The following is a 23,597-nucleotide window of genomic DNA, read 5'->3' as shown; positions in this document are numbered from 1 at the left end:
CGAGCTTCCCGTCCTCGGTGCGACGCGCAACCTGCCGAGCGCTTGCCGCTCTCCGCTCGATACAGTTAGATAATTATAGTATCCGCACTGATTCCGAAAGGAGCGCGACGTGACCGATCCCTATGCGCCGTTCACGAGCCTGACCTTCGAGCGGCCCGCGCCCGGGGTGCTGCGCGTCGTGCTCGACGCCCCGAACCTCAACGCGGTGGACCCGCGGATGCACGGCGAACTGGCCGACATCTGGCCGGTGATCGACCGGGACGAGCGGACCCGGGCGGTGCTGGTCCAGGGGGCGGGCCGGGCGTTCTCGGCGGGCGGGACCTTCGACTCCATCCAGGCCCTCACCGAAGATCACGGGGTGCGGGCCCGGGTGATGCGCGAGGCGCGGGACATGGTGTACGGGGTGCTCAACTGCTCCAAGCCGGTGGTCTCCGCGATCCACGGACCGGCCGTCGGGGCCGGTCTGGTCATCGGCATGCTGGCGGACGTCTCCGTCGCCGCCCGCACGGCGAAGATCGTCGACGGGCACACCCGCCTCGGGGTCGCGGCCGGTGATCACGCGGCCATCTGCTGGCCCCTGCTGTGCGGCATGGCCAAGGCCAAGTACTACCTGCTGACCTGCGAGGCCCTCACGGGCGAGGAGGCCGAACGGATCGGGCTGGTGTCCAAGTGCGTGGCCGACGAGGAGGTGCACGCCGAGGCGCTGCGTGTGGCGAAGGTCCTGGCCGCCGGGCCCGCGAGCGCCATCAGCTGGACCAAGCGGTCCCTCAACCACTGGTACCGCACCGCCCAGCCCATCTTCGAGGCCTCTCTCGGCCTCGAGTTCTTCGGGTTCGCGGGGCACGAGGTCGTCGAGGGCCTCGCCGCGCACCGTGACAAGCGCGCCCCCGACTTCGAGGCCGTGGCGGAAAAACACCCGCTCGACCTGTGACGACGCCACCGAGAGGACGGACACCATGACCGCGCAGGACACGACGACCGAGATCCCGCCCCTGGTACGGGGTCTGACCTACGAGGAGATGCCGGTCGGGCAGGTCTTCCGGACCGCGCGCCGGACCGTCACGGAGACCGACCTGGTCACCTTCGTCACCTGGGGCGGCTTCACCGAGCCGCTGTTCTGGGACGCCACGCACGCGGCGGAGGGCGGTTACACGGGCCGGCTGGTGCCGGGCGGCCTGACGTACTGCCTCGCCGAAGGGCTCGTGCTGCAGACGAACGTGCTGCACGGCACGGGGCTCGCCTTCCTGCACATGGAGCTGACCGTGCACGCGCCCGTGTACGTCGGCGACACGCTGTACGCCGTCGTGGAGACCACCGGCTCTCGCCCCTCCAGCAAGCCCGGCCGGGGCGTGGTGACCAGCCGGATCACCGTGCGCAACCAGCGGGACGAGGACGTGCTGGTCTACTGCCCGGTGCGGCTGATCCGCGGCCGGGACTACGAGGCGCCGGCACCCTGAGGCGGGGAGACGAGGCTCAGGCCGGTGCGCCGGCCGGTGGCGGGCGGGGCGGCGAAGGCTCCCGCGTGCACCCAGTCGGAGGGCATCGCGGGCCGTGGGGCTAGTTCGTGGTCCGGGACGGCCATGGCGTACAGGCGGGTGTAGCGGAACTTGGCCTCCAGGTTGTCCAGGACCGACCAGTACTCGTAGCCGCAGACCTCCACTCCGGCGTCCACCAGCCCCGCAAGCCAGGCGAGCCGGGCGCGCAGCAGGCAGCGGCGCCGGGTGTCGTCGCGGTGTCCGGTGTCGTCGACCAGGTCCAGGTCGCCCATGCCGTTGTCGACCACGGACAGCGGGGGCAGCAGATCGCCGTACAGGTCGCACAGGCCCGCGACGGCGTCGGCGAGCCCCTCGGGGATGATGGGCCAGCCGTAGGCGGTGGTCTCCACGTCGTCGAAGGGGACGATCGCGAAGCCGAGGCCGACGAGCAGCCGGTTGACCTCGTTGAGGGCGCTGCGGCACTTCGTGCTCGGCAGTACCCGGGGCAGGTTCTCGGGCGCCGTGACGCGGAACGGCGTGTGCCAGGACACGGCCAGCAGGTCCTGGGCCGTGGTGATGACGTCCAGGTCGCCGGGGCGTACGCAGCCGGTGGCCGCGACAGGTGCGAGGTCGTCCTCGGTCACCATGTGCTCGCCGAGCAGCAGGGGGTCGAGGAAGATGCGGTTGGTCCAGCTCTCCAGGCGCTCCAGGGCGAGCCGGTCGTAGGGGTCGTCGGTGGCCGGGTAACCGCCCACGAGGGTGACCGTGGTCCCGATCCGGCCGGCCGCACCCGTGGCTCGGAGGGCCTGGGTGGCGAGGCCGTTGGCGAGGAGGATGTGGTGGACCGCCGGGAGTCCGGCGCGGCCGGCGCCACGGCCCGGCGAGTACATGCCGGCCACGTGGTCGGCCAGGGTGGGGCCGGCCAGGTCGGTAGAAGTGATCCAGCGTTCCACCCGGTCGCCGAAGCGTCGGCCCAGCTCGGCGGCGTACGCGGCGAAGTGCTCGGCGGTGTCGCGGGCGAGCCAGCCGCCGGCGTCGTCCAGCCACGGCGGCAGTGTGCGGTCGACGAGGGTGAGAGCGGGCCGCCGCCCCTGTTCGAGCAGGGCGTCGAGCGAGCGCTCGCAGCGGTCCAGTGCCCGCCGGTCCCAGCCGCCGGGGCCGTCGGGCTGGAGCAGCGGCCAGCCGGCGACCATGCGGTGCGTGTCCGCGGTGACGCCGAGCAGCTGCCGGATGTCGTCGGTCCACTGCCCGAAGTGTCCGTCGCGCTCCGGCGGGGGTGGCGGCGGGGCCGCGACGGTTTCCGCGGTGGCGACCCCCCAGTCGACTCCGCGCAGCGATTCATGCAGGAAACCATCGCTCATGGTTACCGTCCAGGCGGTCAATGGTTTAGCGCATTCAACTGAATGTCCGCCGACCGGACGCTAACACTTCACGTACACCACGACAATGTTTCGGCCATATCTCGCCGGTATGTAAAGTCGCGGCCTCCCCCTTACTCGCCGAAGGGCCGGAACTCCTCGTCCCGCCACCAGGGGTACACGGCCGGCATGTCCTTGCTGACCAGGCCGGGGAAGGCGGGCGGCCGCTTGGCGAGGAACGACTCGACACCCTCGACGGGGTCCGGGCCGCCGCCGATCTGGCTCATGATCCGCGAGTCCAGGCGGTGGGCGGTCATGGGGTGGGGTTCGCCGAGCATGCGCCACATCATCTGGCGGGAGAGGGCGACCGAGATCGCCGAGGTGTTCTGGGCGATCTCCCGGGCCAGGGCGTACGCCGCCGGCAGCAGTTCCTCCGGCGCGTGGACGGAGCGGACCAGCCCGGCCGCCAGCGCCTCCTCGGGGCCGAAGACGCGGCCGGTCGCCACCCACTCCATGGCCCGCTGCATGCCGACCGCCCGGGGCAGGAACCAGGACGCGGCGGACTCGGGCACGATGCCGCGGCGGGCGAAGACGAAGCCGAACTTCGCGTTCGTCGACGCGAGACGGATGTCCATGGGCAGGGTCATGCTGGCGCCGACGCCCGCCGCCGGGCCGTTGATCGCCGCGATGACCGGCTTGGTGCTGGAGAAGATCCGCAGCGCGACCCGGCCGCCGGTGTCCCGGTGCCAGGCGCCCGCCCTGCGGTGGTCGAAGGAGGAGCCGCCGGAGCTGACGTCGGCTCCCGCGCAGAAGCCGCGTCCGGCGCCGGTCACCACGATCACCCGTATCCCGTCGTCCGCGTCGGCCGCGTCCAGGACGTCGAGCAGGTCCTGCATCATCCGTGGGTTGAAGGCGTTGAGCTTCTCCGGACGGTCGAGGGTGACCGTGAGGATCCGGTCGGCCACCTCGGTCCGCACGGTCTCGTACTGCTGGGGCATGCGCGTCCTCCGTCACTCCGCGACCCGGTTTCCAGAAAGCTTAATTAGTTATAGCATTCAACTCTAATGACAGGTCCCTGGACGAGGGCGGCGAAGATGACGGATCTGGTGGTGACGGCCGTCGGGGCCATCCGGCTGGTCGAGCTGAACCGGCCGGAGCAGCTGAACGCGATGAGCGACGAGCTGCACACCGGCCTCGCGTCGGTGTGGGACGCGCTCGCGGCCGATCCGGAGGCACGGGTGGTCGTCCTCACCGGGCGCGGCCGGGCCTTCAGCGCCGGCGGCAACCTCGACACGATGACCCGGGTCCAGCGTGACGCCGCTTTCCGGCGGCGCCAGGTCGACGAGGCCCGCGGGATCATCACCGGCCTGGTCCGCTGCCCGCTCCCGGTCGTCGCGGCCGTCAACGGCCCCGCCGTGGGCCTCGGGTGCAGCCTCGCCCTGCTGAGCGACCTCGTGCTGATCGCGGACGACGCCTACGTCGCCGACCCGCACGTCCAGGTCGGACTCGTCGCGGGCGACGGCGGCGCGTACGTGCTGCCGCTGCTGGTGGGCCTGACCCGGGCGAAGGAACTGCTGTTCCTCGGCGACCGGGTGAGCGCCGAGGACGCGGTGCGGCTGGGCATCGCCAACCGAGCCGTGCCGAGGGACAAGCTCATGGACGAGGCCATGGACCTGGCCGGACGGCTTGCGGCTCTGCCCGCGCAGGCGCTGCGCGAGACCAAGCGCGCCGTCAACCGGCATCTGGAGCAGGCCCTGGAGACGGTGATGGAACCGGCCCTGCTCGCCGAGCGGGACACCATGCACGCACCCGACCACATCGCCGCCGTCGAGCGGATCATCGCCGCACGTGGCCGCCGCTGAACCGGAGGAGGAGCACGGGATGGACTTCGCGTTCAGCGAGGAGCAGGAGGAACTCGGGCGCACCGTACGGGCGTTCCTGGCGGACACCTCGCCCGAGACCGAGGTGCGGCGGCTGATGGAGACCCCCGAGGGCTTCGACCGGGCGCTGTGGCGCCGGATGGGCACGGAGCTGGGCCTGCAGGGGCTCGCCGTGCCCGAGGAGTACGGCGGCGCCGGGTGCGGGCCGGTCGAGGTGGGCGTGGTGATGGAGGAGACGGGCCGTGCGCTGCTGTGCGCGCCCTTCCTGTCCTCGGCCGTGCTGGCGACGACCGTGCTGCTGCGCTGCGCCGACGAGGAGGCCCGTAAACGCCTGCTGCCGGGCCTGGCCTCCGGGGAACTCGTCGCGACCCTGGCCCTGACCGAGGATTCGGCGCGCTGGGACGCGGCGGGAGTCGCGCTCACCGCCCGTGAATCCGCCGGGAGTTGGCTGCTGACCGGGCACAAGACGTTCGTGCTCGACGGGGCTGCGGCCGATGTCGTCCTCACCGTGGCGCGCACCGCCGACGGGATCGGCGTCTTCCTGGTGGACGGTGACGCGCCCGGCCTGACGCGGGCGCCGCTGCCCACCATGGACCCGACCCGCCGGCAGGCGCGCCTGGACTACCGCGAGGTACCGGCGACCCGGCTCAGGACGCACGGCGACGGCTGGGACCTGGTCGCCCAGGTCCTCGACCGGGCCGCCGTGGCGCTGGCCGCCGAACAGGTCGGGGTGGCGTCCCGCGCACTCGACATGGCGGTCGAGTACGCCAAGATGCGCCACCAGTTCGGACGCCCCATCGGCTCCTTCCAGGCCGTCAAGCACCTGCTGGCCGACGTCCTGCTGGAGGTCGAGTCGGCGCGGGCCGCCGCGCACTACGCCCTGCTCTCCGCCGAGAACGAGGCCCCGGACCTGCCCGCCGTGGCGAGCCTGGCCAAGGCCTTCTGCTCCGACGCGTGCGTCCGGGCGGCGGCACAGAACATCCAGGTCCACGGCGGTATCGGCTTCACCTGGGAACACCCGGCCCACCTCTATCTGAAGCGGGCCAAGACGTCACAGCTGCTGTTCGGCGACCCCGCGTACCATCGCGAACTGCTCGCACAGCGCATCGGCATGGAAGCGGTCTAAGGAGCGACATGAAGGTCGACGGCAAGCTCAACGTGTGGAGCACGGCAGGGGTCGTGGAGGAGGCCCGCCACCACGAGAAGGCGGGCTACGACGGGCTGTGGGCCTCGGAGTCCAAGCACGACCCGTTCCTGCCCCTGCTGCTGACGGCCGAGCACACCGACCATCTGGAGGTCGGCACCGCGATCGCGGTGGCCTTCGCCCGCTCCCCCATGCAACTGGCGTACACCGCGCACGACCTGCAGACGTATTCGGGCGGACGGTTCTCGCTGGGCCTGGGCAGCCAGATCAAACCGCACATCGAGCGGCGCTTCGCCATGCCGTGGAGCCGGCCCGCCGCCCGCATGCGGGAGTACGTCAGCGCCCTGCGCGCCATCTGGGCCGCCTGGAACGAGGGCGAACGCCTTAACTTCCGCGGCGACTTCTACTCGCACACACTCATGTCCCCGTTCTTCTCGCCGCCGCCCGCCGTCGGCGGCGCGCCCAGGGTTTTCGTCGCCGCCGTCGGGGAGGCGATGACGCGGGTGGCCGGCGAGGTGGCCGACGGGCTGCTCGCGCACGGCTTCACCACCGAGCGGTACCTGCGCGAGGTCACCCTGCCGACCGTCGAGGCCGGCCTCGCGTCGTCGGGCCGCACCCGCGCCGACTTCTCCGTCTCCCATCTGCTGCTCACCGCGACCGGCGGGACGGAGGAGGAGATGGCCCGGGCGATCGACGGCACGCGCGGGCAGATCGCCTTCTACGGCAGCACGCCCGCCTACCGCGGGGTCCTGGAGCTGCACGGCTGGGGTGAACTCGGCGACGAGCTGCACGCGTTGTCTACGTCCCGGCGCGAGGACAAGTGGGAGGCGATGACCGGGCTCGTCGACGACGAGGTCCTCAGCACCTTCGCGGTGGTGGCGGAACCGGAGCGGGTGGCGGGCGAGATCCGGCGTCGCTACGGGGCGCTGGTCGACCGGGTGTCCTTCTACACCGCCTACGAGACCCGCGCCGAGGTGTGGGAGCCGATCGTGGCGGAACTGCGCGAGAGCTGACCGGTTCAGCCGAGCAGGTCCAGCACGGTGGTCATGGACCTGCTCTGCAGCAGGTAGTCCTCCGCCTCCTGGAGGTGGAGGTGCCACAGCTCCTCGGCGGCCTCGGCGCGGCGCGCGGCGACCAGGTCCACCAGCGCACCGTGGGCGCGGAAGCCCCGGCGGTTGGCCCGGATGTTCTCCGGGCTCCCGGCGTCGAGGTCGACGTGGGACCAGTTCGCCTGGTCGATGATGTGGCGGACCATGCCGTTGAGGACGCCGAGCGTCTCGTTGCCCGCCAGTTCGACGACCAGGGCGTGGAACTCCATGTGGGCGCGGATGAAGGCCGACGGGTCGTCCATCAGCCGCTCGGCCTCGGCGACGGCGGCCCGCAGCCTGCTCAGGTCCTCCTCGGTGCGCCGCTCGGCCAGCAGACCGGCGCACGGCGCCTCGATCACCGTACGGGCGTCGTAGACGTCCTTGAGGGTCGTCCCCCGGTACTCCAGCACCAGACCGGCGTAGCGGGCGGCGACGGTGCCCTCGGGGACCTGGACCCGGGCCCCGCCCCGGGCGCCCCGGCGCACGTCGATCAGCGACTCCGACTCCAGCACCCGGAACGCCTCGCGCAGGGTGGGCCGGGAGACGGCGAACTCCTCCATCAGGGCCGTCTCGGACGGCAGCGCGTCCCCCTCGGCGAGCTCGCCGCGCACGATCATCCGCCGCAGCCGTGCCGCGACCAGTTCGGCCATCTTCGGAACCCGAACCTGGACGCCGTTGAGCCCGCCGCCCCGTTTCCCGGTCTCACTCATCGCGGGGACCACCTCCGTCCGGCCGGCGGGCGCGCGACGCGACCCACCCGTGATCCCACTCTACAAGTAGATAACTCTTTAAACTAGGTGATCGAGTTTGTTCGGATGAGATGGTCGGCCAGCGACAGCAGCAACTCGCGGCCGACCGACCTCTCCCGCATGTCCCCCATCATCAGCGGGACCTCGGGGTCGAGATCGAGGGCCTCGCGGACCTCCCGCACGCTGCGTTCCTGGCGGCCGTGGAAGCAGTTGACGCCGACCACGAAGGGGATGCGGCGGCTCTCGAAGAAGTCGATGGAGGCGAAACTGGCCTCCAGTCTGCGGGTGTCGGCGAGGACCACCGCGCCGAGGGCGCCGTGCACGAGGTCGTTCCACATGAACCAGAAACGTTCCTGGCCCGGTGTGCCGAAGAGGTACACCACCAGACGGGGGCTGACCATGATGCGGCCGAAGTCCATGGCGACGGTGGTGGTGGTCTTGCCCTCGACGCCCTGGACGTCGTCGACGCCGACACTGGCGACGGTGAGGTACTCCTCGGTGCGCAGCGGCGCCACCTCGCTGACCGCGCCGACGAGGGTCGTCTTGCCGACGCCGAAGCCGCCGGCCACGAGGATCTTCACGGCCGCGGGGGCCGCGCCGAGGGTGCGTGGGGCGAGGTCAAAGTCTGCGGAGGCCATCCCTCACCGCCCGAAGTAGGTTCATGTCCACGGTGCTTCCTGCCGCGACTGCGAGCGGCGGACGGGTGGTCACCCTGCCGAGGGCGACCAGGTCGTCGATCAGTATCTTCGTCACCGAGATCGGCAGGTCCAGTGCGGCGGCGACCTCGGCCACCGCCGCCGGTGTGCGGCACTGCCGCAGGATGGCGCGGTGCTCGGGTTGCAGACCGCGCGAGGAACGGCCGGGAATCTCCGGCTCGACGGTCGTGACCAGCGTGATCAGGGTGAGGTCGTCACGGGCCGGGGCGGTGCGGCCCTGGGTGATGGTGTACGGCCGCACCGACGGGGTGTCGGCCTCGTCCGGCTCCCAGTCGTCCGTCCAGTGGCTCACTCACGTCCACCGCCCTCGAAGCCGGGGTGGACGACGCGTGCCTCCGCGCCGAGGCGCTGACCCACCTGCTGCATGAGGGTGTGCATGGCCACGGCCATCAGTTCCGCGTCCACCTCCTGGGAGGCCACGACGGCCAGGTGTGTGCCCCGGCCCGCGGCGGAGACGAACAACCACAGGTCGGCCAGCTCGACGATGACCTGGTGCACCGGTCCGCCGTCGAAGAGCGTCCCCACTCCGCGGGCCAGGCTCTGCTGGCCGGTGGCCACGGCGGCGAGGCGTTCGGCGTCACCGCGGGCGATGGTGCTGGACTGGCTCACCACCAGACCGTCGTCGGACAGCACGATGGCGTGCCGGGTGCCCGGGACCTGTTCGACCAGGCCGTCCAGCAGCCAGTCGAGGTCCTGATGAGTGGCGGTCGTTCGCAGTGTCATGGTCAGTCTTCCGTCGGGGAGCTTCTGCGGGTCGGCAGGGCGTCGGAGGGGCCGCGGTCCGCCGTGGGGCTGGTGCGTCGGGACATCCGGGACTGGCGCTGGAAGGCGCCGACGGTGGCGCCGGAACGGGCCGGCGTGGGCCGCGGACCGGACTCCCGCTCGTCGGGACGCGCCCGCGTGGCCACACCCGGATCGCGCAGTTCGTCGACAAGGCTGGCCTGGCGCACCCGTTTGGGCAGCGGTTGCACCGTCCCGGGGGCGGCGGTCGGTGGCTGCGCGCCGACCGCGTGCGGAGCCGGGTGGGCCGGAGGCGGGCCGAAGGGCTGGGACGGCAGACGCCGGCGCGGCGGGCGGACGACCTCCCGTCCCTCACCCGTTCCCGGTGCGCCGGATGGCGGCGGGCCGGTCCGCGGTCCGTCCCACGGGACGGCCTGGCCGGTCGGTACGTCGTCCAGGACCGGTCGGTGCGTGTCCGGGTCCGGATCGTGTGCCGTCCCCGGCCCCGCCTGCGCGGCCGGCGCGTCCGGATCGGAGCCCGGCGACCAGGAGGCGACGACCTCCTCCGCGGGCCCGGAGGCGTCGACGACGACCAGGTCGTCGGGGATGAGGACGACCACCCGGGTCCCGCCGAACGCCGAGGGCCGCAGCTCCACGTGGATGCCCAGACCCTGCGCCAGCCGGGCGACGACGTACAGTCCGAGCCTGACGTCGTCCGCCCGCGACATGACGTCCATGCGGGGAGGGTCGGCCATCAGCCGGTTGACGGCCTCGTACTGCTCGGCGGCCATGCCCACTCCCCGGTCCTCGATCTCCACCGCGAGACCGCGCCCCACCCGGGCGGCGTACACCTCCACGGGAGTGGGCGGCCGGGAGAAGCCCACCGCGTTCTCCATCAGCTCCGCCAGGACGTGGATGACGAGGCCGACGGCACGCTCGGACAGCCAGACCCGGCCCTGCACCTCGATCTGGATCCGCCGGTAGTCCTGCACCTCGCTCTGGGCGGAGCGCAGCACGTCCAGCAGCAACACCGGCTTGCGCCAGCGTCGTTGCGGCTGGCCGCCACCGAGGATGACCAGGTTCTCCTCGTAGCGGCGCAACCTGGCGGTGAGGTGGTCGAGGTCGAACAGGTCCTCGAGGACCTCGGGGTCCTCGTGCTTGCGCTCCAGTTCGCTGAGCTTCTTCATCTGCAGGCCGATGAGCAGTTGGGTGCGGCGGGCGATGCGCTGCAGGAGCTTCTCGAAGCCGTGGAGCTGGCCCACCTGTTCCACGGTGGTGTCGAGGGCGGTGTGCCGGGCGAGGTTGAGGGCCTCGCCCAACTGGCCGAGTTCGTCACCGCTGTGCTGGATCGCGGGGAGTTCGGCGTCGTGGTCGACGGCCTCGCCCCGGCGCATGCGGGCCACCACGTCCGGAAGCCGCGTCTGCAGGTCCAGGGCGGCGGTGCGCAGGGCCGAGATCCGGCGGCGCAGCACGCGGGTGAACAGGACGGTGATCAGGGCGACCACGAGGACGGCGACGGCGTTGCCGACGCTGGTGGCGATCAGCCGGGTGCGCATCGCCCGCAACTGCTGGTCCGTGGCGAGCGTCAGGGTCTTCGCGTAGGCGGCGTTGCGCTGCTGGAGTCCGGCGGTCACCTGCTGGACGCTGTCGCGCCACTCGCGCCCGAGGCGCTGGGAGAACCGGTCCGCGGCGCCGCCGGTGGCGGCATCCGCCAGCACGGCCTGGTCGACGGCCGTCTTCTCCTTCCACGCAGCGCCGGCCATGAGCGTGCGGAACTGCCGCGCCTCGTCGTCCGACAGCAGGGGGACGACCTTGTCGTCGTAGATGAAGCGCTGGGCGCCGATCCAGGCGGCGAGCTGTCCGCGGTCTGCGCCGGAGAGTTTGCCGGTGACCGATGCCCGGGTGAGCAGCGCGTCCTGACGCGAGATCATCTCCAGGCCCCAGTCCTCGTCGATGACCGGGCGGACGAGGTGGTCGATGCCGGGCAGGCCGACGGTGCTGAGGGTGTTGAACACCTTCAGGTGCCGGGAGACCAGGGCGGTGTAGCGGTCGAACGTCTGCTGCGGCGAGGCGGTCCGCTCGTCCACCGCCGCACGGTAGTCGGCCAGGTCCCGCAGGGCCCGGCCGAGGTCGACGATGTCGCCGCGGATGTCGGCCGGCGCGCTCCACCCGCTGTCGGGCAACGCCTCGACGGCCCTCACGGTGGCGTCGGTGCGGGCCCGCTGTGCGCGCAGTTGGCTCTGGTACCCGGCGGGGTCCGCCAACGCCGCTTCGCTGAGCCGGCGTTCCTCCTGCAGTGCGAAGAAGGCGCCCAGGACGGGCCGGGCGGCGCGCGTGGACACGTCGTTGCGGTCCTGCTGGCGCCGCCAGTCCGTGTAGAGCTGCGCGGAGGAGACCGCCCACAGCGCCACCAGGGTCACGATGGGCACCAGGGCCAGGACGAGCAGGACCGTCCGCAGCGACGGTTGCCGTCGTCCGGCCCGGGGTTCCCGCGGGCCCTGTCTCTTCGACGCTCTCGCATGCACGGCCACTTCAGGTCCTCAGCGATGTTCACCAGGGCGGGCCGCCCGTGTGTGGCCCGCGCGCTGCGGGAGATGCTATCGCCGGAAACCGCTAGCTGAATGCTCTGAATGTAATCAGTGTTCAAATTGTGAGGAGGTGGCGGGACTTGTGCGCCCCGCTCAGTCCTCCGGTACGAAGTACGGCAACGTGATCTCGTCGGTGAGGGTGCGGAAGTCCACGCGGACGCGCTGCCCGATGACGACGTTCCCCGGGTCGCCCGCGTCCACGTGCGTCAGCAGGGTGGCCCCGTCGTCGAGGTCGACCACGGTCAGCGCGAAGGGGGTGTCGAAGCCGGGGCCGGGCGCCCGGTGCACGACGGTCACCGAGTAGACGGTTCCCCGGCCAGCGCTGGGCGCGTACCGCCAGTCCCGTGCCATGCAGCCGGGGCAGGCGGGTTCGGGGACGAAGAAGCGCAGGTCGCAGGCCGGGCAGTGCGGGACGACCAGTTCGCCGCGCCGGGCGGCCTCCCAGAACGGCCGGGACAGCTCGCTCGGCACGGGGACGGGCCGGCTCATCGCATCCTCCCCAGCACGCTCGTCTCGTAGTGCTGCGCCCCCGAACCGGCGTTGCCGACGAGAGCCAGTTCCGCGCCCTCGACCTGGTGCACGGCCGTGCCGCGCAACTGCCGTACGCCTTCGACGACTTTCAAGGTCATCTGCTGGGTGCCGTTCCAGGCGTACGCCAGACACCCGCCGTCCGGGTTGACCGGATGCTTGCCGCCGACGGCGATGGCGCCGCTCGCCGCGAGCGGGCCGCCCTCGCCCTCGCCGCACAGCCCGAGGACCTCCAACTGGCGGATGACCTCGAAGGAGTTGGGGTCGTATAGGGAGAACACGTCCACGTCCTGCGGGCCGATGCCGGCCATCGCGTAGGCGCGTTCGGCGGCCTCCCTTCCGAGCGCGCCGACCTCCCGGTGCAGCGCCGGGTTGGCGTACGCGGCCTGGTGGTACTGCATACCGCCACCGAGGACGGCGACGGGCGGCTGCGGCAGGTCCCTGGCCCGCTCGGCGGTGGTGACGACGAGCGCCGCGCCGCCCTCCCCGACGATGCAGCAGTCCAGCAGGTGGAAGGGCGTGGCCACCATGCGGGAGGCGAGCACGTCGTCGGCGGTGTACGGGCCCCGCCCGTACATCATCGCCTCCGGGTTGGTGGTGCCGTTGTTGCGGATGGTGGCGGCGACCTCCGCGAGCTGGCGGGAGGTCGTGCCGTACTCGTGCATGTGCCGTGCGGCCACCAGGGCGAACTGGGCGACGACATAGCTTCCCCACACGTCGGCGAACTCCAGCGCCACCCCGGCTCCGACGGGACCCGTCCCGCGTGAGACCAGCTTGCAGCCGCCGACCACGACGGTCTCGGCGAACCCCGCCCGCACGGCCGCCGCAGCCTTCAACAGGCCGCGCGAGCCGGCGTTGTCCAGCATGGAGTCGCTGGTCCAGCGCAGGTCACGGCCGAGCATGCGCGCCCAGGAGCTGCCCTCGCCGGGCACCCCGCCGGGGCCGGGCCAGTCGACCTGGGCGCCGTCGATGTCCGCGGGCGTCAGCCCGGCGTCCGCGACGGCGCCACTCACCGCTTCGAGCGCGAGGTCCATGGCGTCCCGGTGCGGGAGGGACAGCGCCTGTTCGGTGGCGTACACGCCGACGACGACCGGCAGGCGGCGGTCCGCCGTGTTCATCGTCCCGCGCCGAGCGTGTCGCCGCCGGGGTAACCGCCGCCGCCGAAGCGCTCGTCGAGTGCCTGGTAGTCCTTCGCGAAGTCCTTCGTGCGGGGCAGCGCGTCGACGAACTCCACCGTCTTGGGCTTCTTGTACGAGGCGATACGTGCCCGGCAATGCTCGACGACGTCCTCGGCGGTGACCGGCCCGGCGTCCGGGTGCAGCACGACGACGGCCTTGACGTCCTGCGCCCAGCGCTCGTTGGGCACGCCGATCACGGCGGCCTCCTTCACCGCCGGATGGGACTCGATGCAGTTCTCCACCTCGGCGGGGAAGATGTTCTCGGCGGCTGACTTGAGCATGCGGGTCGTCGTGCCGAGGAAGCTGATCGTGCCGTCGGCCTCGCGGCGGCCGAGGTCGGTGGTGTGCCACCAGCCGAAGCGGAAGCGCTCCTCGTTGATCTCGGGCCGGTTCCAGTAGCCGAGGTGCACGAGTTCTCCGCGGACGCAGATCTCCCCGGCCACCCCGATCGCGCACTCCGCGCCGGCGCTGTCGAGGACGCGGACGGCGGTGAAGGGGCCGGGGCGCCCCGCGTTGCCGGCGCCGATGCCGCCGTAGGCGCCGGTGACGGCGAAGCCGGTCACCTCGGTCTGTCCGTAACCGCGGCCCTCACCTCCGCCGTTACGGGTGAAGCGGCTGGTGTCGGTCGGTACGGTGCCCTGCCACAGGGGTGCGGCGACGCTCGCCCGCAGGTGGGAGAGGTCGTGGCCGGCCTCGCGGTTGAGCGCGACGAGCTGGGCGATGGTCGGCGGCATCAGATAGGCGTGGGTGCACTTCTCGGCGGCCAGCAGCGGCAGCAGTTCCTCCGCGACGACCCGGCGCACGATGACGTTCTTGCCGCCGTGGACGAAGGCCGGGACGCCCCAGAACTGGTAGTTGCCGATGTGGAACATGGGCCCCGCGCCGAGGAAGGCGGCCTCCGTGCCGATGTCCCCCATCCAGGCGGCGCTCGCGCCCATGGCGAGGAGGTTGCGGTGCGAGAGCATCGAGCCGGACTGACGGCCGGAGATCGCCGCGGTGTAGATCACGAGCAGGGCCGCGTCGGGGTCGACCTCGACGGCCGGGTCCTCGGGCGATCCGGCGGCCAGGAAGGACTCGTAGGAGTCGGGGCCCTCGGTGTCGTGCCGCAGCCACACCGCCCGGTGGTCACTGCCGAGTTCGGCGCGTGCCTTGCTGACGGTGTCGCCGATCTCCTCGTCCTGCCAGACCACCACCCGGGGGTCGAAGTCCTCGACGGCGAAGGCCATTTCGGGGGCCGCCCAGCGCCAGTAGCCGGGGCAGACCATGGCACCGGTCTTCGCCGCGGCGCCGAGGAGCTCCCAGATCCGGAAGGAGTTCTGGCCCAGCCACAGGATGCGGTCGCCCGGCCCGACGCCCGCCTCCGTGAGAGCGTTGGCCAGGCGGTTGGTGCGCTCGTCGAGCTGCGGCCAGGTCAGCCGGACGTCGCCGTCGACGAGGGCGACGCCGTCGGGGTAGGACCTGCGGTGCTCGCGGATGAGGTCGCCGAAGGTCAGGCGGCGGGCGGGATTCACGGTGGTTCGCTCCTGAGGGATGTCAGACGCGGCCGACGCCGACGCCCTTGACGTGGATGAACTCCTCCAGCCCGGCCCTGCCGCCCTCCCGCCCGAACCCGCTGAGGCCGACGCCTCCGAAGGGCGTGGCCGGTGAGGTGATCGGGTTCGGGCCGGGGTTGACGTAGACCGTGCCGGCCTTCAGGCGCGGCACCAGGCGGTTGACGCGGGCGATGTCGCGGGACTGGACGTAGGCGGACAGGCCGTACGCGGTGTCGTTGGCGAGGGCGACGGCCTCGTCCTCGGTGTCGAAGGGAGTGAGGGCGAGGACCGGGCCGAAGATCTCCCGCTGGGCCAGGTCACTGCGGTTGTCGACGTCGGCGAAGACGGTGGGGGCCACGAAGTAGCCGTCGGCGTCGATGCGTTCACCGCCGAACACGAGCCGTCCCGCGCCGTCCTCGACCGCCTTGTCGATCACGCCCTGCACGCGGTCGCGGGCGGCTGCGCTGATGAGGGGGCCGATGTAGGTCGTCGGGTCGAGCGGGTCGCCGACGGGGAGGTGGGCGACGACGCCGGTCACCCGGGCGACCACCTCGTCGTAGATGCGGCGCTCGACCAGCAGGCGGGTGGGCAGGGCGCAGCCCTGGCCGGTGTTGCTCATCGCGAAGGCCGCGCAGTACGGCACGACGGTGTCAAGGTCGGTGTCGGCGAAGAGCAGGTTGGCGGACTTGCCGCCCAGTTCGAACACGACCGGCTTGAGGCTCAGCGCCGCGTCGGCCATGATGCGGCGCGCGGTGGCGGGGCCGCCGGTGAAGGAGATCTTGTCCACGCCGGGGTGGGTCACCAGGGCCGATCCGGCGTCGCCGAGGCCGGTGACGACGTTGATCACGCCGTCTGGGATGCCCGCCTCGCGGGCCAGGTCGGCGAAGAGCAGCGCGGAGAACGGGGTCGACTCGGCCGGTTTGATCACCACGGTGTTGCCGGCGGCGAGCGAGGGCGGGATCTTCATCGCCAGGGAGAGGGCCGGGGAGTTCCAGGTGATGATGTGGCCGATCACGCCGTACGGCTCGGCCAGGGTGTACTCGACGTTCTCGTGCGGGCTGTAGGCCGCGCCGACCATGCCCTCGATCTTGTCGGCCCAGCCGGCGTAGTACTCGGTCCACTCGGCGACGTGCGTTCCGACGTTCTCGGCCCAGCCGCCGACGCACACGCCGTTCTCCAGTGGGCAGATCGCCGCGAAGTCGGGGATGTGGTCGCGGATCAACCGGGCGAACCGGTTGAGCAGTCTGCCGCGCTCGGCCGGGCGCATGGCGCCCCACACCTCGAAGGCGCCCCGGGCCGCTGCGACGGCCTGGTCCACCTCGCCGGGGCCGGCGAGCGGGATCTCGGCCTGGACGAGGCCGGTCGCCGGGTCGATGTGCTCGTAGCGGCCGCCGCTCGTGTCGGACAGCTCTTTGCCGCCGACGACCAGGCGGGGACGCGGGAGAACCTGCTCGGCCCGCTGTCGGTGCAGTGCGACGTCGACGGTGACCACGATTGCCTCCTGTCCGTACACTTCGATTAAATAGCTAACCTATTTATCGGTAGCCGTCAATGTCGCGGTCGAAGTCACAGCCCCAGCGAGCGGCCGACGATCTCCTGCATGATCTCCGAGGTGCCGCCGAACACCCGTTGCACCCGGCTGTCCCGCCAGATGCGGGCGATCTCGTACTCGTTGACGTAGCCGTAGCCGCCGAAGAGCTGCATGCAGCGGTCGATGACCGCCCAGCCGGTCTCCGTGGTCCAGTACTTGGCCGCGGCGGCCTCCTCCGGCGTCAACTCGCCCTCGACGAGGGCCATGATGCAGCCGTCCACATAGACCCGGGCGGCGGCGAGCTTCGCCTTGAGGTCCGCGAGGGCGAACCGGTTGGCCTGGAACTCGCCGATCGGGCGGCCGAAGGCGGTGCGGTCCTTGGCGTACTCCAGGGTCACCTCGAAGGCCCGCTGCGCGGAGGCGAGGGCCGCGACCGCGATGGCGAGCCGCTCGGTGGGGAGGTTGCCCATCATGTGGTAGAAGCCGCGCCCCTCCTGCCCGATCAGGTTCTCGGCGGGCACGCGCACCTCACGGAAGAAGAGTTCCGCCGTATCCTGGGCCTTCATCCCGACCTTGTCGAGTTTGCGGCCGCGTTCGAAGCCCTCCGCGCCCCGCTCCACGACGATCAGGCTGATGCCCTTGTGCCCGGCCGCCGGGTCGGTCTTGCAGGCGACGATGACGAGGTCGGCCAGGATGCCGTTGGTGATGAACGTCTTGGAGCCGTCGATCACCCACTCCTCACCGTCCCGACGGGCGGTGGTGCGGATGCCCTTGAGGTCGGATCCGGCGGCCGGCTCGGACAGCGCGAGCGCGCAGATGGTCTCGCCGGCGATCACTCCGGGCAGCCAGCGGGCCTTCTGCTCCGGGGTGGTGAGGTTCATGAGGTAGGGCGGGATCACGTCGTTCTGCAGGCCGAGCCCGATGCCGACGGCGCCGCTGGCGGCCATCTCCTCCGCCATGACGGCGTTGTAGCGGAAGTCCCGCAGGCCCTGCCCGCCGTACTCCTCCGGGAACTCCCAGCCGATCAGTCCCGCTTTCCCCGCCGCCGCCCAGGCGGCACGGCCGACCTGCCCCTCGCGCTCCCACTCCGCGCTGTACGGGACACATTCCCGCAGGTAGTAGGAGCGGGCGGTCTCCCGGAACAGGTCGTGCTCCTCGGCGAAGATCGTACGGCGCATCTCGACTCCACTCCCGCGTCTCACATACTCTACATCTCGCTTATTTAGCTGAAGTAGTTATACGATAGCGCTGTTTTTGGTTCCGGGACAGGGAGGGCGCGTGAGCGTACGGGACAAGGTGGCGCTCGTCACCGGAGCGGGGCGCGGCATCGGCGAGTCGATCGCCGACCGGCTCGCCGACCAGGGTGCCGCGGTCGCCGTCTGCGACCTGGACCCCGAGGCCGCGGGCAAGGTGGCGGCACGGCTCACGGAGCGGTACGGGGTGCGCGCGACCGGTGTCGGCGCGGACATCTCCGACAGCGCGGCCGTGCATGCGGCCGTGGCGCGGGTGACGGCCGAACTCGGCCCGGTGCACGTGCTGGTGAACAACGCGGCCGTGGACGTCATCGGCCGGTTCGTCGACAGCGACGAGGAGACCTGGGACCGGATCATCGCGGTCAACCTGCGCGGGACGATCACCATGACCCGAGCCGTGCTCGATGCGATGATCGAGCGCGGCGGCGGCCGGATCGTGCACATCGCCTCGGACGCCGGCCGGGTCGGCTCCTCCGGCGAGGTCGTGTACTCCGCGACGAAGGGCGGCGTCATCGCCTTCGGCAAGGCCCTGGCCCGCGAGGTCGCCCGGCACGGCATCACCGTCAACAGCGTCTGCCCCGGCCCGACCGACACCGCGCTGCTCGGACAGGTCGCCGAGTACAGCCAGAAGATGTACGACGCGACCGTGCGGGCCATCCCGCTGCGCCGCGTCGCCCAGCCCACCGAGATCGCCGGTGTGGTGGCCTTCCTCGCGTCCGACGACGCCGCCTACATGACCGGGCAGACGCTCTCGGTCAGCGGCGGCCTGACGATGGTCTGAGGTGGGCACCGTGCTGCGTGTAGAACTCCGGGACAGAATCGCCGTCCTGACCCTCGACCGGCCGGAACGGCTCAACGCCGTCGGCTCAAAGACCGTGGACCGCCTCACCCGCGCGCTCGGCGAGATACGCGTCAACGACGACGTACGCGCCCTGATCGTGACCGGAGCGGGACGCGCCTTCTCGGCCGGTGCCGATCTCGGCGAGATCGAGTCGTTCACCTCCCCCGGGCAGTTCCGGGCCTTCGTGGGGCGGCTGACCGAGGCGTTCGCGCTCCTGGAGGACTTCCCCAAGCCGTCGATCGCCGCCGTCCACGGCTTCGCCTTCGGCGGCGGCCTCGAGCTGGCACTCGCCTGCGACCTCCGGGTCGCGGAGCGCGGCACGCGGCTGGGCCTGCCCGAGATGAAGCTGGGCGTCCTGCCGGGCGCGGGCGGCACGCAGCGGCTCCCTCGTCTGCTGCCACCGGCGATCGCCAAGCAGATGATCCTCACCGGGGAGCCGATCGACGCGGAGCGCGCCTGGCAGCTCGGGCTGGTCAACGAGCTGGCCGAACCCGGCGGAGCGCTCGCCGCCGCCGAGAGACTGGCCGCCGGCCTGACGGCCGGGGCACCGCTCGCGCTCGCCGCGGGCAAGCGGCTCATCGACCACGGGCGCGCCATGAGCCTCGAGACGGCGATCGCCTACGAGAGGGAGACCGTCTCGGTGCTGTTCTGCACCGAGGACCGCACCGAAGGGCTCAAGGCCTTCCGGGAGCGCCGCCCGGGCGAGTTCCGCGGCAGGTAGCGAACCGTCCCCGACACATCTGGAGGTGGGCCGTGCGGCCACTGGAAGGCTTTTCCGTCGTCGAGCTGGGCATGTGGGTGGCCGCCCCGGCCGCCGCCACCATGCTGGCCGACTGGGGCGCCGACGTGATCAAGGTGGAGGCACCCACCGGCGACCCCAACCGGTACACGCTCAGGCACGTCGGCCAGGACATCGACAGCGCGCCCCCGTTCGAGACCGACAACCGCGGCAAGCGCGGCATCGTCCTCGACCTGCGCTCCGAGGACGGCAAGCAGATCCTGGAGCGACTGCTGGAGCGAGCCGACGTCTTCGTCACCAACCTCCGGCCCGGCGCCCTGGAGCGGCTGGGGCTGGACCCGGAGGAGTTGCGGGAACGCCATCCCCGGCTGGTCGTCGGCACCCTGACGGGCTACGGCTGGGCGGGCGCCGAACGCGACCGGGCCGGTTACGACGTCTCCGCCTTCTGGGCCCGGCCCGGCATCGCCGCCATGCTCAACCCGGCCGGCGAGCCGCCGCCCGGCATCCGCCCCGGCCTCGGCGACCGTACGGCCGCCGCCAACCTGGTCGCGGGTGTGCTGGCCGCGCTGCTGCGCCGCGAACGCACCGGCGAGGGCGGCGTGGTGGACGTGTCGCTGCTCCGCTCCGGCACCTACGCCAACGGCAACGACCTCGCCCTGCAGAACTTCTTCGGCAGACGCGGCCGTACCCGCCCCCGCACCGAGCACGAGTCGCCGCTCTACAACTGCTACCGGGCCGCCGACGACCGCTGGTTCTGGCTGGTCGGCCTGGAGGGCGGCCGGCACTGGCCCGGCGTGGTCAAGGCGCTCGGCCGCGAGGACCTGTCGGACGACGAACGGTTCGCGACCGGCAAGGCCCGCCGGGGCCATGTGCGGGAGCTGATCGCCGTGTTCGACGAGGAGTTCGCCAAACGGCCGCTGGAGGAGTGGGCGGCGCGCTTCGACGCCGAGGGCGTGTGGTGGGCGCCCGTGCAGACCCTGGCGGAGGTGTCCGCCGATCCGCAGGCGGAGGCCGTGGGGGCGTTCGTCGAGCAGCCCGGCATGGGCGACGCGCCCCCGCTGCGGACCGTGGCGACCCCGGTGAGCTTCTGGGGTGTGGACGACAAGCCGCGCGCCGGCGCGCCGATGCTCGGCGAGCACACCGACGACGTACTGCGTGAACTCGACTGACCTGGGACATCTGCCATTTTCTTGGAGGTACGGCGTGGGCATCCTCGACGACAAGGTCGCCATCGTGACCGGCGGTGGCCGGGGGCTGGGCCGGGCGCACTGCCTGGCGCTCGCCGAGGCCGGGGCGACCGTGGTGGTCAACGACCTCGGCTCGGGCGTGCACGGCGAGCGGACCGGGGACTCCCCCGCCGACGACGTGGTCGCGGAGATCACCAAGCTCGGCGGCCGGGCGGTCGCCAACCACGCCTCGGTCACCGACTGGGCGGCCACCGAGGCGATGGTGGCGGACACGGTCGCGGAGTTCGGCCGGCTGGACGTCGTCGTCAACAACGCGGGCATCGTGCGCGACCGGATGCTGTTCTCGATGACCGAGGCCGAGTTCGACTCCGTGATCGCGGTGCATCTGAAGGGCAGCTTCGCGCTCACCCGGCACGCCTGCGCATACTGGCGCGAGGCGTCGAAACGCGGTGAGCGAGTCACCGGCCGGGTCATCAACACGACGTCCGGGACGGGCCTGTTCGGCAACCAGGGCCAGTCCAACTACGGCGCGGCCAAGGCCGGGATCGCCGGGCTCACCGTCCTCACGGCCCTGGAGATGCGCAAGTACGGCGTCACCGCGAACGCCATCTCCCCCATCGCGGCCACCCGCATGACGGACGGACTCGACGTCGGTGAATCCCTCAGGGCCACGGACGACTTCGACCCGCGCGACCCCGCCAACGCCTCCGGAGTCGTCGTCTACCTCGCCTCCGACAGCGCGGCCTGGCTGACCGGCCAGGTCCTGCGCATCGAGGGCGACCGGCTGAACCGGCTCCAGGGCTGGACCGTCGCCGCGGTCCACCCCAGCCGCTCGGGGAAGGCCCTCACCTACGACGAACTCGTGGAAGCGGTACCCCAGTTGTACGGTGTCGCGCCCCTGGGGCGGGCGACCGGAGCGGGCCAGTGACCGGGCACGACGCCGCCGCGCTCGTCCTGCGGGCGACCCTCGGCCCGATGCTCTTCACCCATGGCTGGAACAAGGTCGCGGGGCCGGGCGGTCTGAAGGGCACGACGGGCTGGTTCGAGGCGCTCGGCCTCCGGCCGGCCGCCGTGCACGCCCGGACGGCGGCCGGGGCCGAGATGGCGGCGGGCGCCGGCATCGCCCTCGGCGTGGCAGGCCCCCTGCCCGCGGCCGCGGCGGTCGGGCTGATGACCGTGGCGGCCCGGACCGACCACCGGGGCAAGGGCTTCTTCGTCTTCAAGGGCGGCTGGGAGTACGCCGGTGTGGTGGGTGGCGCGGCCGTCGCCCTGGCGGCACTGGGCCACGGCCGGTACTCGCTCGACGGGCTGATCGGCCGCCGACGCGCAGGCGTGGGAGCGGCGTTGCTCGCGGCGGGCCTCGGCACGGCGAGTGCGGCGGCCCTGCTGGCCGCCTGCTACCGGCCCGAGCGCAAGCCGGACGAGACACCAACGGATCACTAGGTAAGGGAGTCGACATGGACGCGGCTGACTTCAGCGCGGTGCTGTCCGAGGTCCGGCGTTTCGTCCGGGAACGCGTCGTGCCGCTCGAGGCGGAGATCGACGAGAAGGACGAGATGCCCGCGGACATCCGCGAGGCGGCGAAGAAGATGGGACTGTTCGGCTTCGCGCTGCCCGAGGAGTACGGCGGGCTGGGCCTGTCGATGCACGAAGAGGCCCGTCTGATGTTCGAACTGGGCTACACCACACCGTCGTTGCGCTCCATGTTCGGCACGAACAACGGCATCGCCGGGCACGTCCTGATGGTCGGCGGCACCGAGGAGCAGAAGGCCGAGTGGCTGCCGCGGATCGCCTCCGGTGACGTCCTCGCGTCGTTCGCGCTCACCGAACCCGAGGCCGGGTCCGACCCGTCGACGCTCACCACACGCGCCCACCTCGACGGCGACACCTGGGTGATCAACGGCGCCAAGCGGTACATCACCAACGCCCCGCTCGCCGACGTCTTCATGGTCTTCGCCCGCACCGACCCGGATGCCCCGCGCACCCGGGGCATCTCCACCTTCCTGGTCCCCGCCGGCACCCCCGGTCTGACGGTGGCGCCCCGGGACCACAAGATGGGCCAGTTCGGGGCCTGGACCGCGGACGTGTACTTCGACGACGTACGCGTCCCCGCCTCCGCGCTGGTCGGCGGCGAGGCCGGGCTCAACCGGGGGTTCTCCACGGCCATGGGCTGCATCGCGCACGGACGTGTGCACATCTCGGCGCTGATGGTCGGCATGGCCGAGCGGCTGGTGGACGAGTCGGTCGCCTACGCGAGCACCCGCAGGCAGTCCGGAAAGCTCATCGGCTCCTTCCAGCTCGTCCAGGGCCTCATCGCGGACTCGCAGACCGACTACTACGCGGGCCGGGCCACGGTCCTGGAGGCGGCACTGGCCTTCGACGCCGGAACCGACACCAAGATCGGCCCGTCCTGTGCGAAGTACTTCGCCAGCGAGATGGTCTGGCGGGTCGCCGACCGGGCCGTGCAGGTCCACGGCGGCGCGGGCTACATGCGGGGCGTCGCCGTCGAGCGCTTCTACCGCGACGCGCGTCTGTTCCGCATCTACGAGGGCACCAGCCAGATCCAGCAGGTCATCATCGCGAAGGCACTGCTCGGCGAGGCGGCACGCGGCTGAACCCGCCCTCGTGGCCCTGCGCTCACGCGGAACGGGAGAGCTGCTCGCGCACCCACGCGGGATCGGGGTTGACGTAGGACCGGCCGGCCACGACGACGGTCGGCACGGTCTCGTCACCGTCGTTGACCGCCCGCACCGCCGCCGCTCCCTCCGGGTCGCGCCAGATGTCGACCCAGTGCGCCCGGCGGGCCCTGCGGCCCAGCCGCATGCGCAGCCGGAGGCAGTACGCACAGCCCGGCCGCCAGTAGACGACCGGCCGGCCGTCGACCGCGCTGCGACGTCGTGCCTCCCCGGCGTCGATCGAACGGGGGAAGACGAGGGGCGAGTTCACCCCTGCGAGCAGCACGAACGCCAGCAGGATGACCACGGCCGTGCCGGGGCTCGCGTCCAGGAACTGCACGACCGCGAGCCCCGTGCCACAGAGCAGGAACAGGACCGGCGGGATCCAGGCGCGCGTCATGAGCACGAAGGGTAT

Annotated in this window: 24 protein-coding genes; 11 read left to right on the top strand and 13 right to left on the bottom strand. The window is 71.8% G+C overall.

Annotated elements, in window-relative coordinates; genetic code table 11:
• Positions 1 to 109 precede the first annotated feature (109 nt).
• The gene (locus tag ACIRVK_RS34805; protein WP_404254275.1) at positions 110 to 931 is read left to right on the top strand and encodes an enoyl-CoA hydratase/isomerase family protein; all 822 of its coding nucleotides are present in this window, start codon (positions 110 to 112) and stop codon (positions 929 to 931) included.
• A gap of 25 nt (positions 932 to 956) precedes the next feature.
• The gene (locus tag ACIRVK_RS34800) at positions 957 to 1,457 is read left to right on the top strand and encodes a MaoC family dehydratase (RefSeq protein ID WP_404254273.1); all 501 of its coding nucleotides are present in this window, start codon (positions 957 to 959) and stop codon (positions 1,455 to 1,457) included.
• Here ACIRVK_RS34800 and ACIRVK_RS34795 read toward each other — a convergent pair.
• Both ACIRVK_RS34795 and ACIRVK_RS34790 read right to left on the bottom strand, forming a co-directional pair.
• Positions 1,436 to 2,836, bottom strand: coding sequence for a family 1 glycosylhydrolase (locus ACIRVK_RS34795; protein ID WP_404254271.1), 1,401 nt, complete (start codon positions 2,834 to 2,836; stop codon positions 1,436 to 1,438). The two genes, ACIRVK_RS34800 and ACIRVK_RS34795, sit on opposite strands and share 22 nt — an antisense overlap.
• A 131-nt stretch (positions 2,837 to 2,967) precedes the next feature.
• On the bottom strand, positions 2,968 to 3,831 hold the full coding sequence (locus ACIRVK_RS34790; protein WP_404254269.1) for a crotonase/enoyl-CoA hydratase family protein: 864 nt from the start codon (positions 3,829 to 3,831) through the stop codon (positions 2,968 to 2,970).
• 96 nt (positions 3,832 to 3,927) lie between these two features.
• On the opposite strand from ACIRVK_RS34790, the gene ACIRVK_RS34785 reads away from it, so the two are divergent.
• The 3 genes from ACIRVK_RS34785 to ACIRVK_RS34775 are packed head-to-tail and all read left to right on the top strand — an operon-like array spanning position 3,928 to position 6,870.
• Positions 3,928 to 4,695 (top strand): enoyl-CoA hydratase/isomerase family protein, encoded by a 768-nt coding sequence (locus tag ACIRVK_RS34785; RefSeq protein ID WP_404254267.1) that lies wholly within the window; start codon positions 3,928 to 3,930, stop codon positions 4,693 to 4,695.
• A 19-nt stretch (positions 4,696 to 4,714) separates the two neighbouring features.
• Positions 4,715 to 5,839, top strand: coding sequence for an acyl-CoA dehydrogenase family protein (locus ACIRVK_RS34780; RefSeq protein ID WP_404254340.1), 1,125 nt, complete (start codon positions 4,715 to 4,717; stop codon positions 5,837 to 5,839).
• An 8-nt stretch (positions 5,840 to 5,847) separates the two neighbouring features.
• Positions 5,848 to 6,870 carry an LLM class F420-dependent oxidoreductase gene (locus ACIRVK_RS34775; protein WP_404254265.1) on the top strand — a complete coding sequence of 341 codons (1,023 nt, stop codon included), beginning with the start codon at positions 5,848 to 5,850 and terminating at the stop codon, positions 6,868 to 6,870.
• A 5-nt stretch (positions 6,871 to 6,875) separates the two neighbouring features.
• Here the strand turns inward: ACIRVK_RS34775 and ACIRVK_RS34770 are convergent, their stop codons facing one another.
• The 10 genes from ACIRVK_RS34770 to ACIRVK_RS34725 all read right to left on the bottom strand — a co-directional run bounded on the left by ACIRVK_RS34770 (position 6,876) and on the right by ACIRVK_RS34725 (position 17,665).
• Positions 6,876 to 7,655, bottom strand: a complete 780-nt coding sequence (locus ACIRVK_RS34770; RefSeq protein ID WP_404254263.1) for a FadR/GntR family transcriptional regulator — start codon at positions 7,653 to 7,655, stop codon at positions 6,876 to 6,878.
• A gap of 83 nt (positions 7,656 to 7,738) precedes the next feature.
• On the bottom strand, positions 7,739 to 8,332 hold the full coding sequence (locus ACIRVK_RS34765) for a GTP-binding protein (protein ID WP_404254261.1): 594 nt from the start codon (positions 8,330 to 8,332) through the stop codon (positions 7,739 to 7,741).
• Positions 8,313 to 8,702 (bottom strand): DUF742 domain-containing protein, encoded by a 390-nt coding sequence (locus ACIRVK_RS34760; RefSeq protein WP_404254259.1) that lies wholly within the window; start codon positions 8,700 to 8,702, stop codon positions 8,313 to 8,315. The genes ACIRVK_RS34765 and ACIRVK_RS34760 overlap by 20 nt, the downstream gene beginning before the upstream one ends.
• Complete coding sequence (locus tag ACIRVK_RS34755) at positions 8,699 to 9,133, bottom strand: roadblock/LC7 domain-containing protein (protein ID WP_404254257.1); 435 nt, start codon at positions 9,131 to 9,133, stop codon at positions 8,699 to 8,701. Before ACIRVK_RS34755 ends, ACIRVK_RS34760 begins: the two co-directional genes overlap by 4 nt.
• Before the next feature lie 2 nt (positions 9,134 to 9,135).
• Positions 9,136 to 11,559, bottom strand: coding sequence for a nitrate- and nitrite sensing domain-containing protein (locus tag ACIRVK_RS34750; RefSeq protein WP_404254255.1), 2,424 nt, complete (start codon positions 11,557 to 11,559; stop codon positions 9,136 to 9,138).
• Between the two features lie 252 nt (positions 11,560 to 11,811).
• Positions 11,812 to 12,207 (bottom strand): Zn-ribbon domain-containing OB-fold protein, encoded by a 396-nt coding sequence (locus ACIRVK_RS34745; protein WP_404254253.1) that lies wholly within the window; start codon positions 12,205 to 12,207, stop codon positions 11,812 to 11,814.
• Complete coding sequence (locus tag ACIRVK_RS34740) at positions 12,204 to 13,364, bottom strand: thiolase family protein (protein ID WP_404254252.1); 1,161 nt, start codon at positions 13,362 to 13,364, stop codon at positions 12,204 to 12,206. The genes ACIRVK_RS34745 and ACIRVK_RS34740 overlap by 4 nt, the downstream gene beginning before the upstream one ends.
• A complete protein-coding gene (locus ACIRVK_RS34735) occupies positions 13,361 to 14,935 on the bottom strand; it encodes an AMP-binding protein (protein ID WP_404254250.1) in 1,575 nt (524 codons plus the stop codon). Before ACIRVK_RS34735 ends, ACIRVK_RS34740 begins: the two co-directional genes overlap by 4 nt.
• Before the next feature lie 22 nt (positions 14,936 to 14,957).
• On the bottom strand, positions 14,958 to 16,448 hold the full coding sequence (locus ACIRVK_RS34730; RefSeq protein ID WP_404254248.1) for an aldehyde dehydrogenase family protein: 1,491 nt from the start codon (positions 16,446 to 16,448) through the stop codon (positions 14,958 to 14,960).
• 74 nt (positions 16,449 to 16,522) lie between these two features.
• Positions 16,523 to 17,665: an acyl-CoA dehydrogenase family protein gene (locus ACIRVK_RS34725; protein WP_404254246.1), complete on the bottom strand. Its 1,143-nt coding sequence runs from the start codon at positions 17,663 to 17,665 to the stop codon at positions 16,523 to 16,525.
• A 100-nt stretch (positions 17,666 to 17,765) separates the two neighbouring features.
• On the opposite strand from ACIRVK_RS34725, the gene ACIRVK_RS34720 reads away from it, so the two are divergent.
• Genes ACIRVK_RS34720 through ACIRVK_RS34695 form a run of 6 tightly spaced genes read left to right on the top strand, consistent with a single transcriptional unit; the run spans position 17,766 to position 23,122 of the window.
• The gene (locus ACIRVK_RS34720; RefSeq protein WP_404254244.1) at positions 17,766 to 18,521 is read left to right on the top strand and encodes an SDR family NAD(P)-dependent oxidoreductase; all 756 of its coding nucleotides are present in this window, start codon (positions 17,766 to 17,768) and stop codon (positions 18,519 to 18,521) included.
• Between the two features lie 10 nt (positions 18,522 to 18,531).
• Positions 18,532 to 19,302 carry an enoyl-CoA hydratase/isomerase family protein gene (locus ACIRVK_RS34715; RefSeq protein WP_404254242.1) on the top strand — a complete coding sequence of 257 codons (771 nt, stop codon included), beginning with the start codon at positions 18,532 to 18,534 and terminating at the stop codon, positions 19,300 to 19,302.
• A 32-nt stretch (positions 19,303 to 19,334) separates the two neighbouring features.
• Positions 19,335 to 20,489, top strand: coding sequence for a CaiB/BaiF CoA transferase family protein (locus tag ACIRVK_RS34710; protein WP_404254240.1), 1,155 nt, complete (start codon positions 19,335 to 19,337; stop codon positions 20,487 to 20,489).
• 34 nt (positions 20,490 to 20,523) lie between these two features.
• Positions 20,524 to 21,435, top strand: coding sequence for an SDR family NAD(P)-dependent oxidoreductase (locus ACIRVK_RS34705; protein ID WP_404254238.1), 912 nt, complete (start codon positions 20,524 to 20,526; stop codon positions 21,433 to 21,435).
• The gene (locus ACIRVK_RS34700; protein ID WP_404254236.1) at positions 21,432 to 21,950 is read left to right on the top strand and encodes a DoxX family protein; all 519 of its coding nucleotides are present in this window, start codon (positions 21,432 to 21,434) and stop codon (positions 21,948 to 21,950) included. The genes ACIRVK_RS34705 and ACIRVK_RS34700 overlap by 4 nt, the downstream gene beginning before the upstream one ends.
• Positions 21,951 to 21,964: 14 nt before the next feature.
• Positions 21,965 to 23,122 carry an acyl-CoA dehydrogenase family protein gene (locus ACIRVK_RS34695; protein WP_404254234.1) on the top strand — a complete coding sequence of 386 codons (1,158 nt, stop codon included), beginning with the start codon at positions 21,965 to 21,967 and terminating at the stop codon, positions 23,120 to 23,122.
• A gap of 22 nt (positions 23,123 to 23,144) precedes the next feature.
• On the opposite strand, the gene ACIRVK_RS34690 is transcribed toward ACIRVK_RS34695, so the two are convergent.
• On the bottom strand, positions 23,145 to 23,582 hold the full coding sequence (locus ACIRVK_RS34690; RefSeq protein ID WP_404254232.1) for a glutaredoxin domain-containing protein: 438 nt from the start codon (positions 23,580 to 23,582) through the stop codon (positions 23,145 to 23,147).
• Positions 23,583 to 23,597 lie beyond the last annotated feature (15 nt).

This window comes from Streptomyces sp. NPDC101152, from assembly GCF_044768275.1.
Classification (GTDB): domain Bacteria; phylum Actinomycetota; class Actinomycetes; order Streptomycetales; family Streptomycetaceae; genus Streptomyces.
This window is presented reverse-complemented; position numbering and strand designations above follow the sequence as displayed.

What these genes read in the sequence shown, in the direction of transcription:
- ACIRVK_RS34800 (WP_404254273.1), top strand. Translation starts at nt 957, where the DNA reads ATGACCGCGCAGGACACGACGACCGAGATCCCGCCCCTGGTACGGGGT.
- ACIRVK_RS34795 (WP_404254271.1), bottom strand. Translation starts at nt 2,836, where the DNA reads ATGAGCGATGGTTTCCTGCATGAATCGCTGCGCGGAGTCGACTGGGGG.
- ACIRVK_RS34790 (WP_404254269.1), bottom strand. Translation starts at nt 3,831, where the DNA reads ATGCCCCAGCAGTACGAGACCGTGCGGACCGAGGTGGCCGACCGGATC.
- ACIRVK_RS34785 (WP_404254267.1), top strand. Translation starts at nt 3,928, where the DNA reads ATGACGGATCTGGTGGTGACGGCCGTCGGGGCCATCCGGCTGGTCGAG.
- ACIRVK_RS34780 (WP_404254340.1), top strand. Translation starts at nt 4,715, where the DNA reads ATGGACTTCGCGTTCAGCGAGGAGCAGGAGGAACTCGGGCGCACCGTA.
- ACIRVK_RS34775 (WP_404254265.1), top strand. Translation starts at nt 5,848, where the DNA reads ATGAAGGTCGACGGCAAGCTCAACGTGTGGAGCACGGCAGGGGTCGTG.
- ACIRVK_RS34770 (WP_404254263.1), bottom strand. Translation starts at nt 7,655, where the DNA reads ATGAGTGAGACCGGGAAACGGGGCGGCGGGCTCAACGGCGTCCAGGTT.
- ACIRVK_RS34765 (WP_404254261.1), bottom strand. Translation starts at nt 8,332, where the DNA reads ATGGCCTCCGCAGACTTTGACCTCGCCCCACGCACCCTCGGCGCGGCC.
- ACIRVK_RS34755 (WP_404254257.1), bottom strand. Translation starts at nt 9,133, where the DNA reads ATGACACTGCGAACGACCGCCACTCATCAGGACCTCGACTGGCTGCTG.
- ACIRVK_RS34745 (WP_404254253.1), bottom strand. Translation starts at nt 12,207, where the DNA reads ATGAGCCGGCCCGTCCCCGTGCCGAGCGAGCTGTCCCGGCCGTTCTGG.
- ACIRVK_RS34740 (WP_404254252.1), bottom strand. Translation starts at nt 13,364, where the DNA reads ATGAACACGGCGGACCGCCGCCTGCCGGTCGTCGTCGGCGTGTACGCC.
- ACIRVK_RS34725 (WP_404254246.1), bottom strand. Translation starts at nt 17,665, where the DNA reads ATGCGCCGTACGATCTTCGCCGAGGAGCACGACCTGTTCCGGGAGACC.
- ACIRVK_RS34695 (WP_404254234.1), top strand. Translation starts at nt 21,965, where the DNA reads ATGGACGCGGCTGACTTCAGCGCGGTGCTGTCCGAGGTCCGGCGTTTC.
- ACIRVK_RS34690 (WP_404254232.1), bottom strand. Translation starts at nt 23,582, where the DNA reads ATGACGCGCGCCTGGATCCCGCCGGTCCTGTTCCTGCTCTGTGGCACG.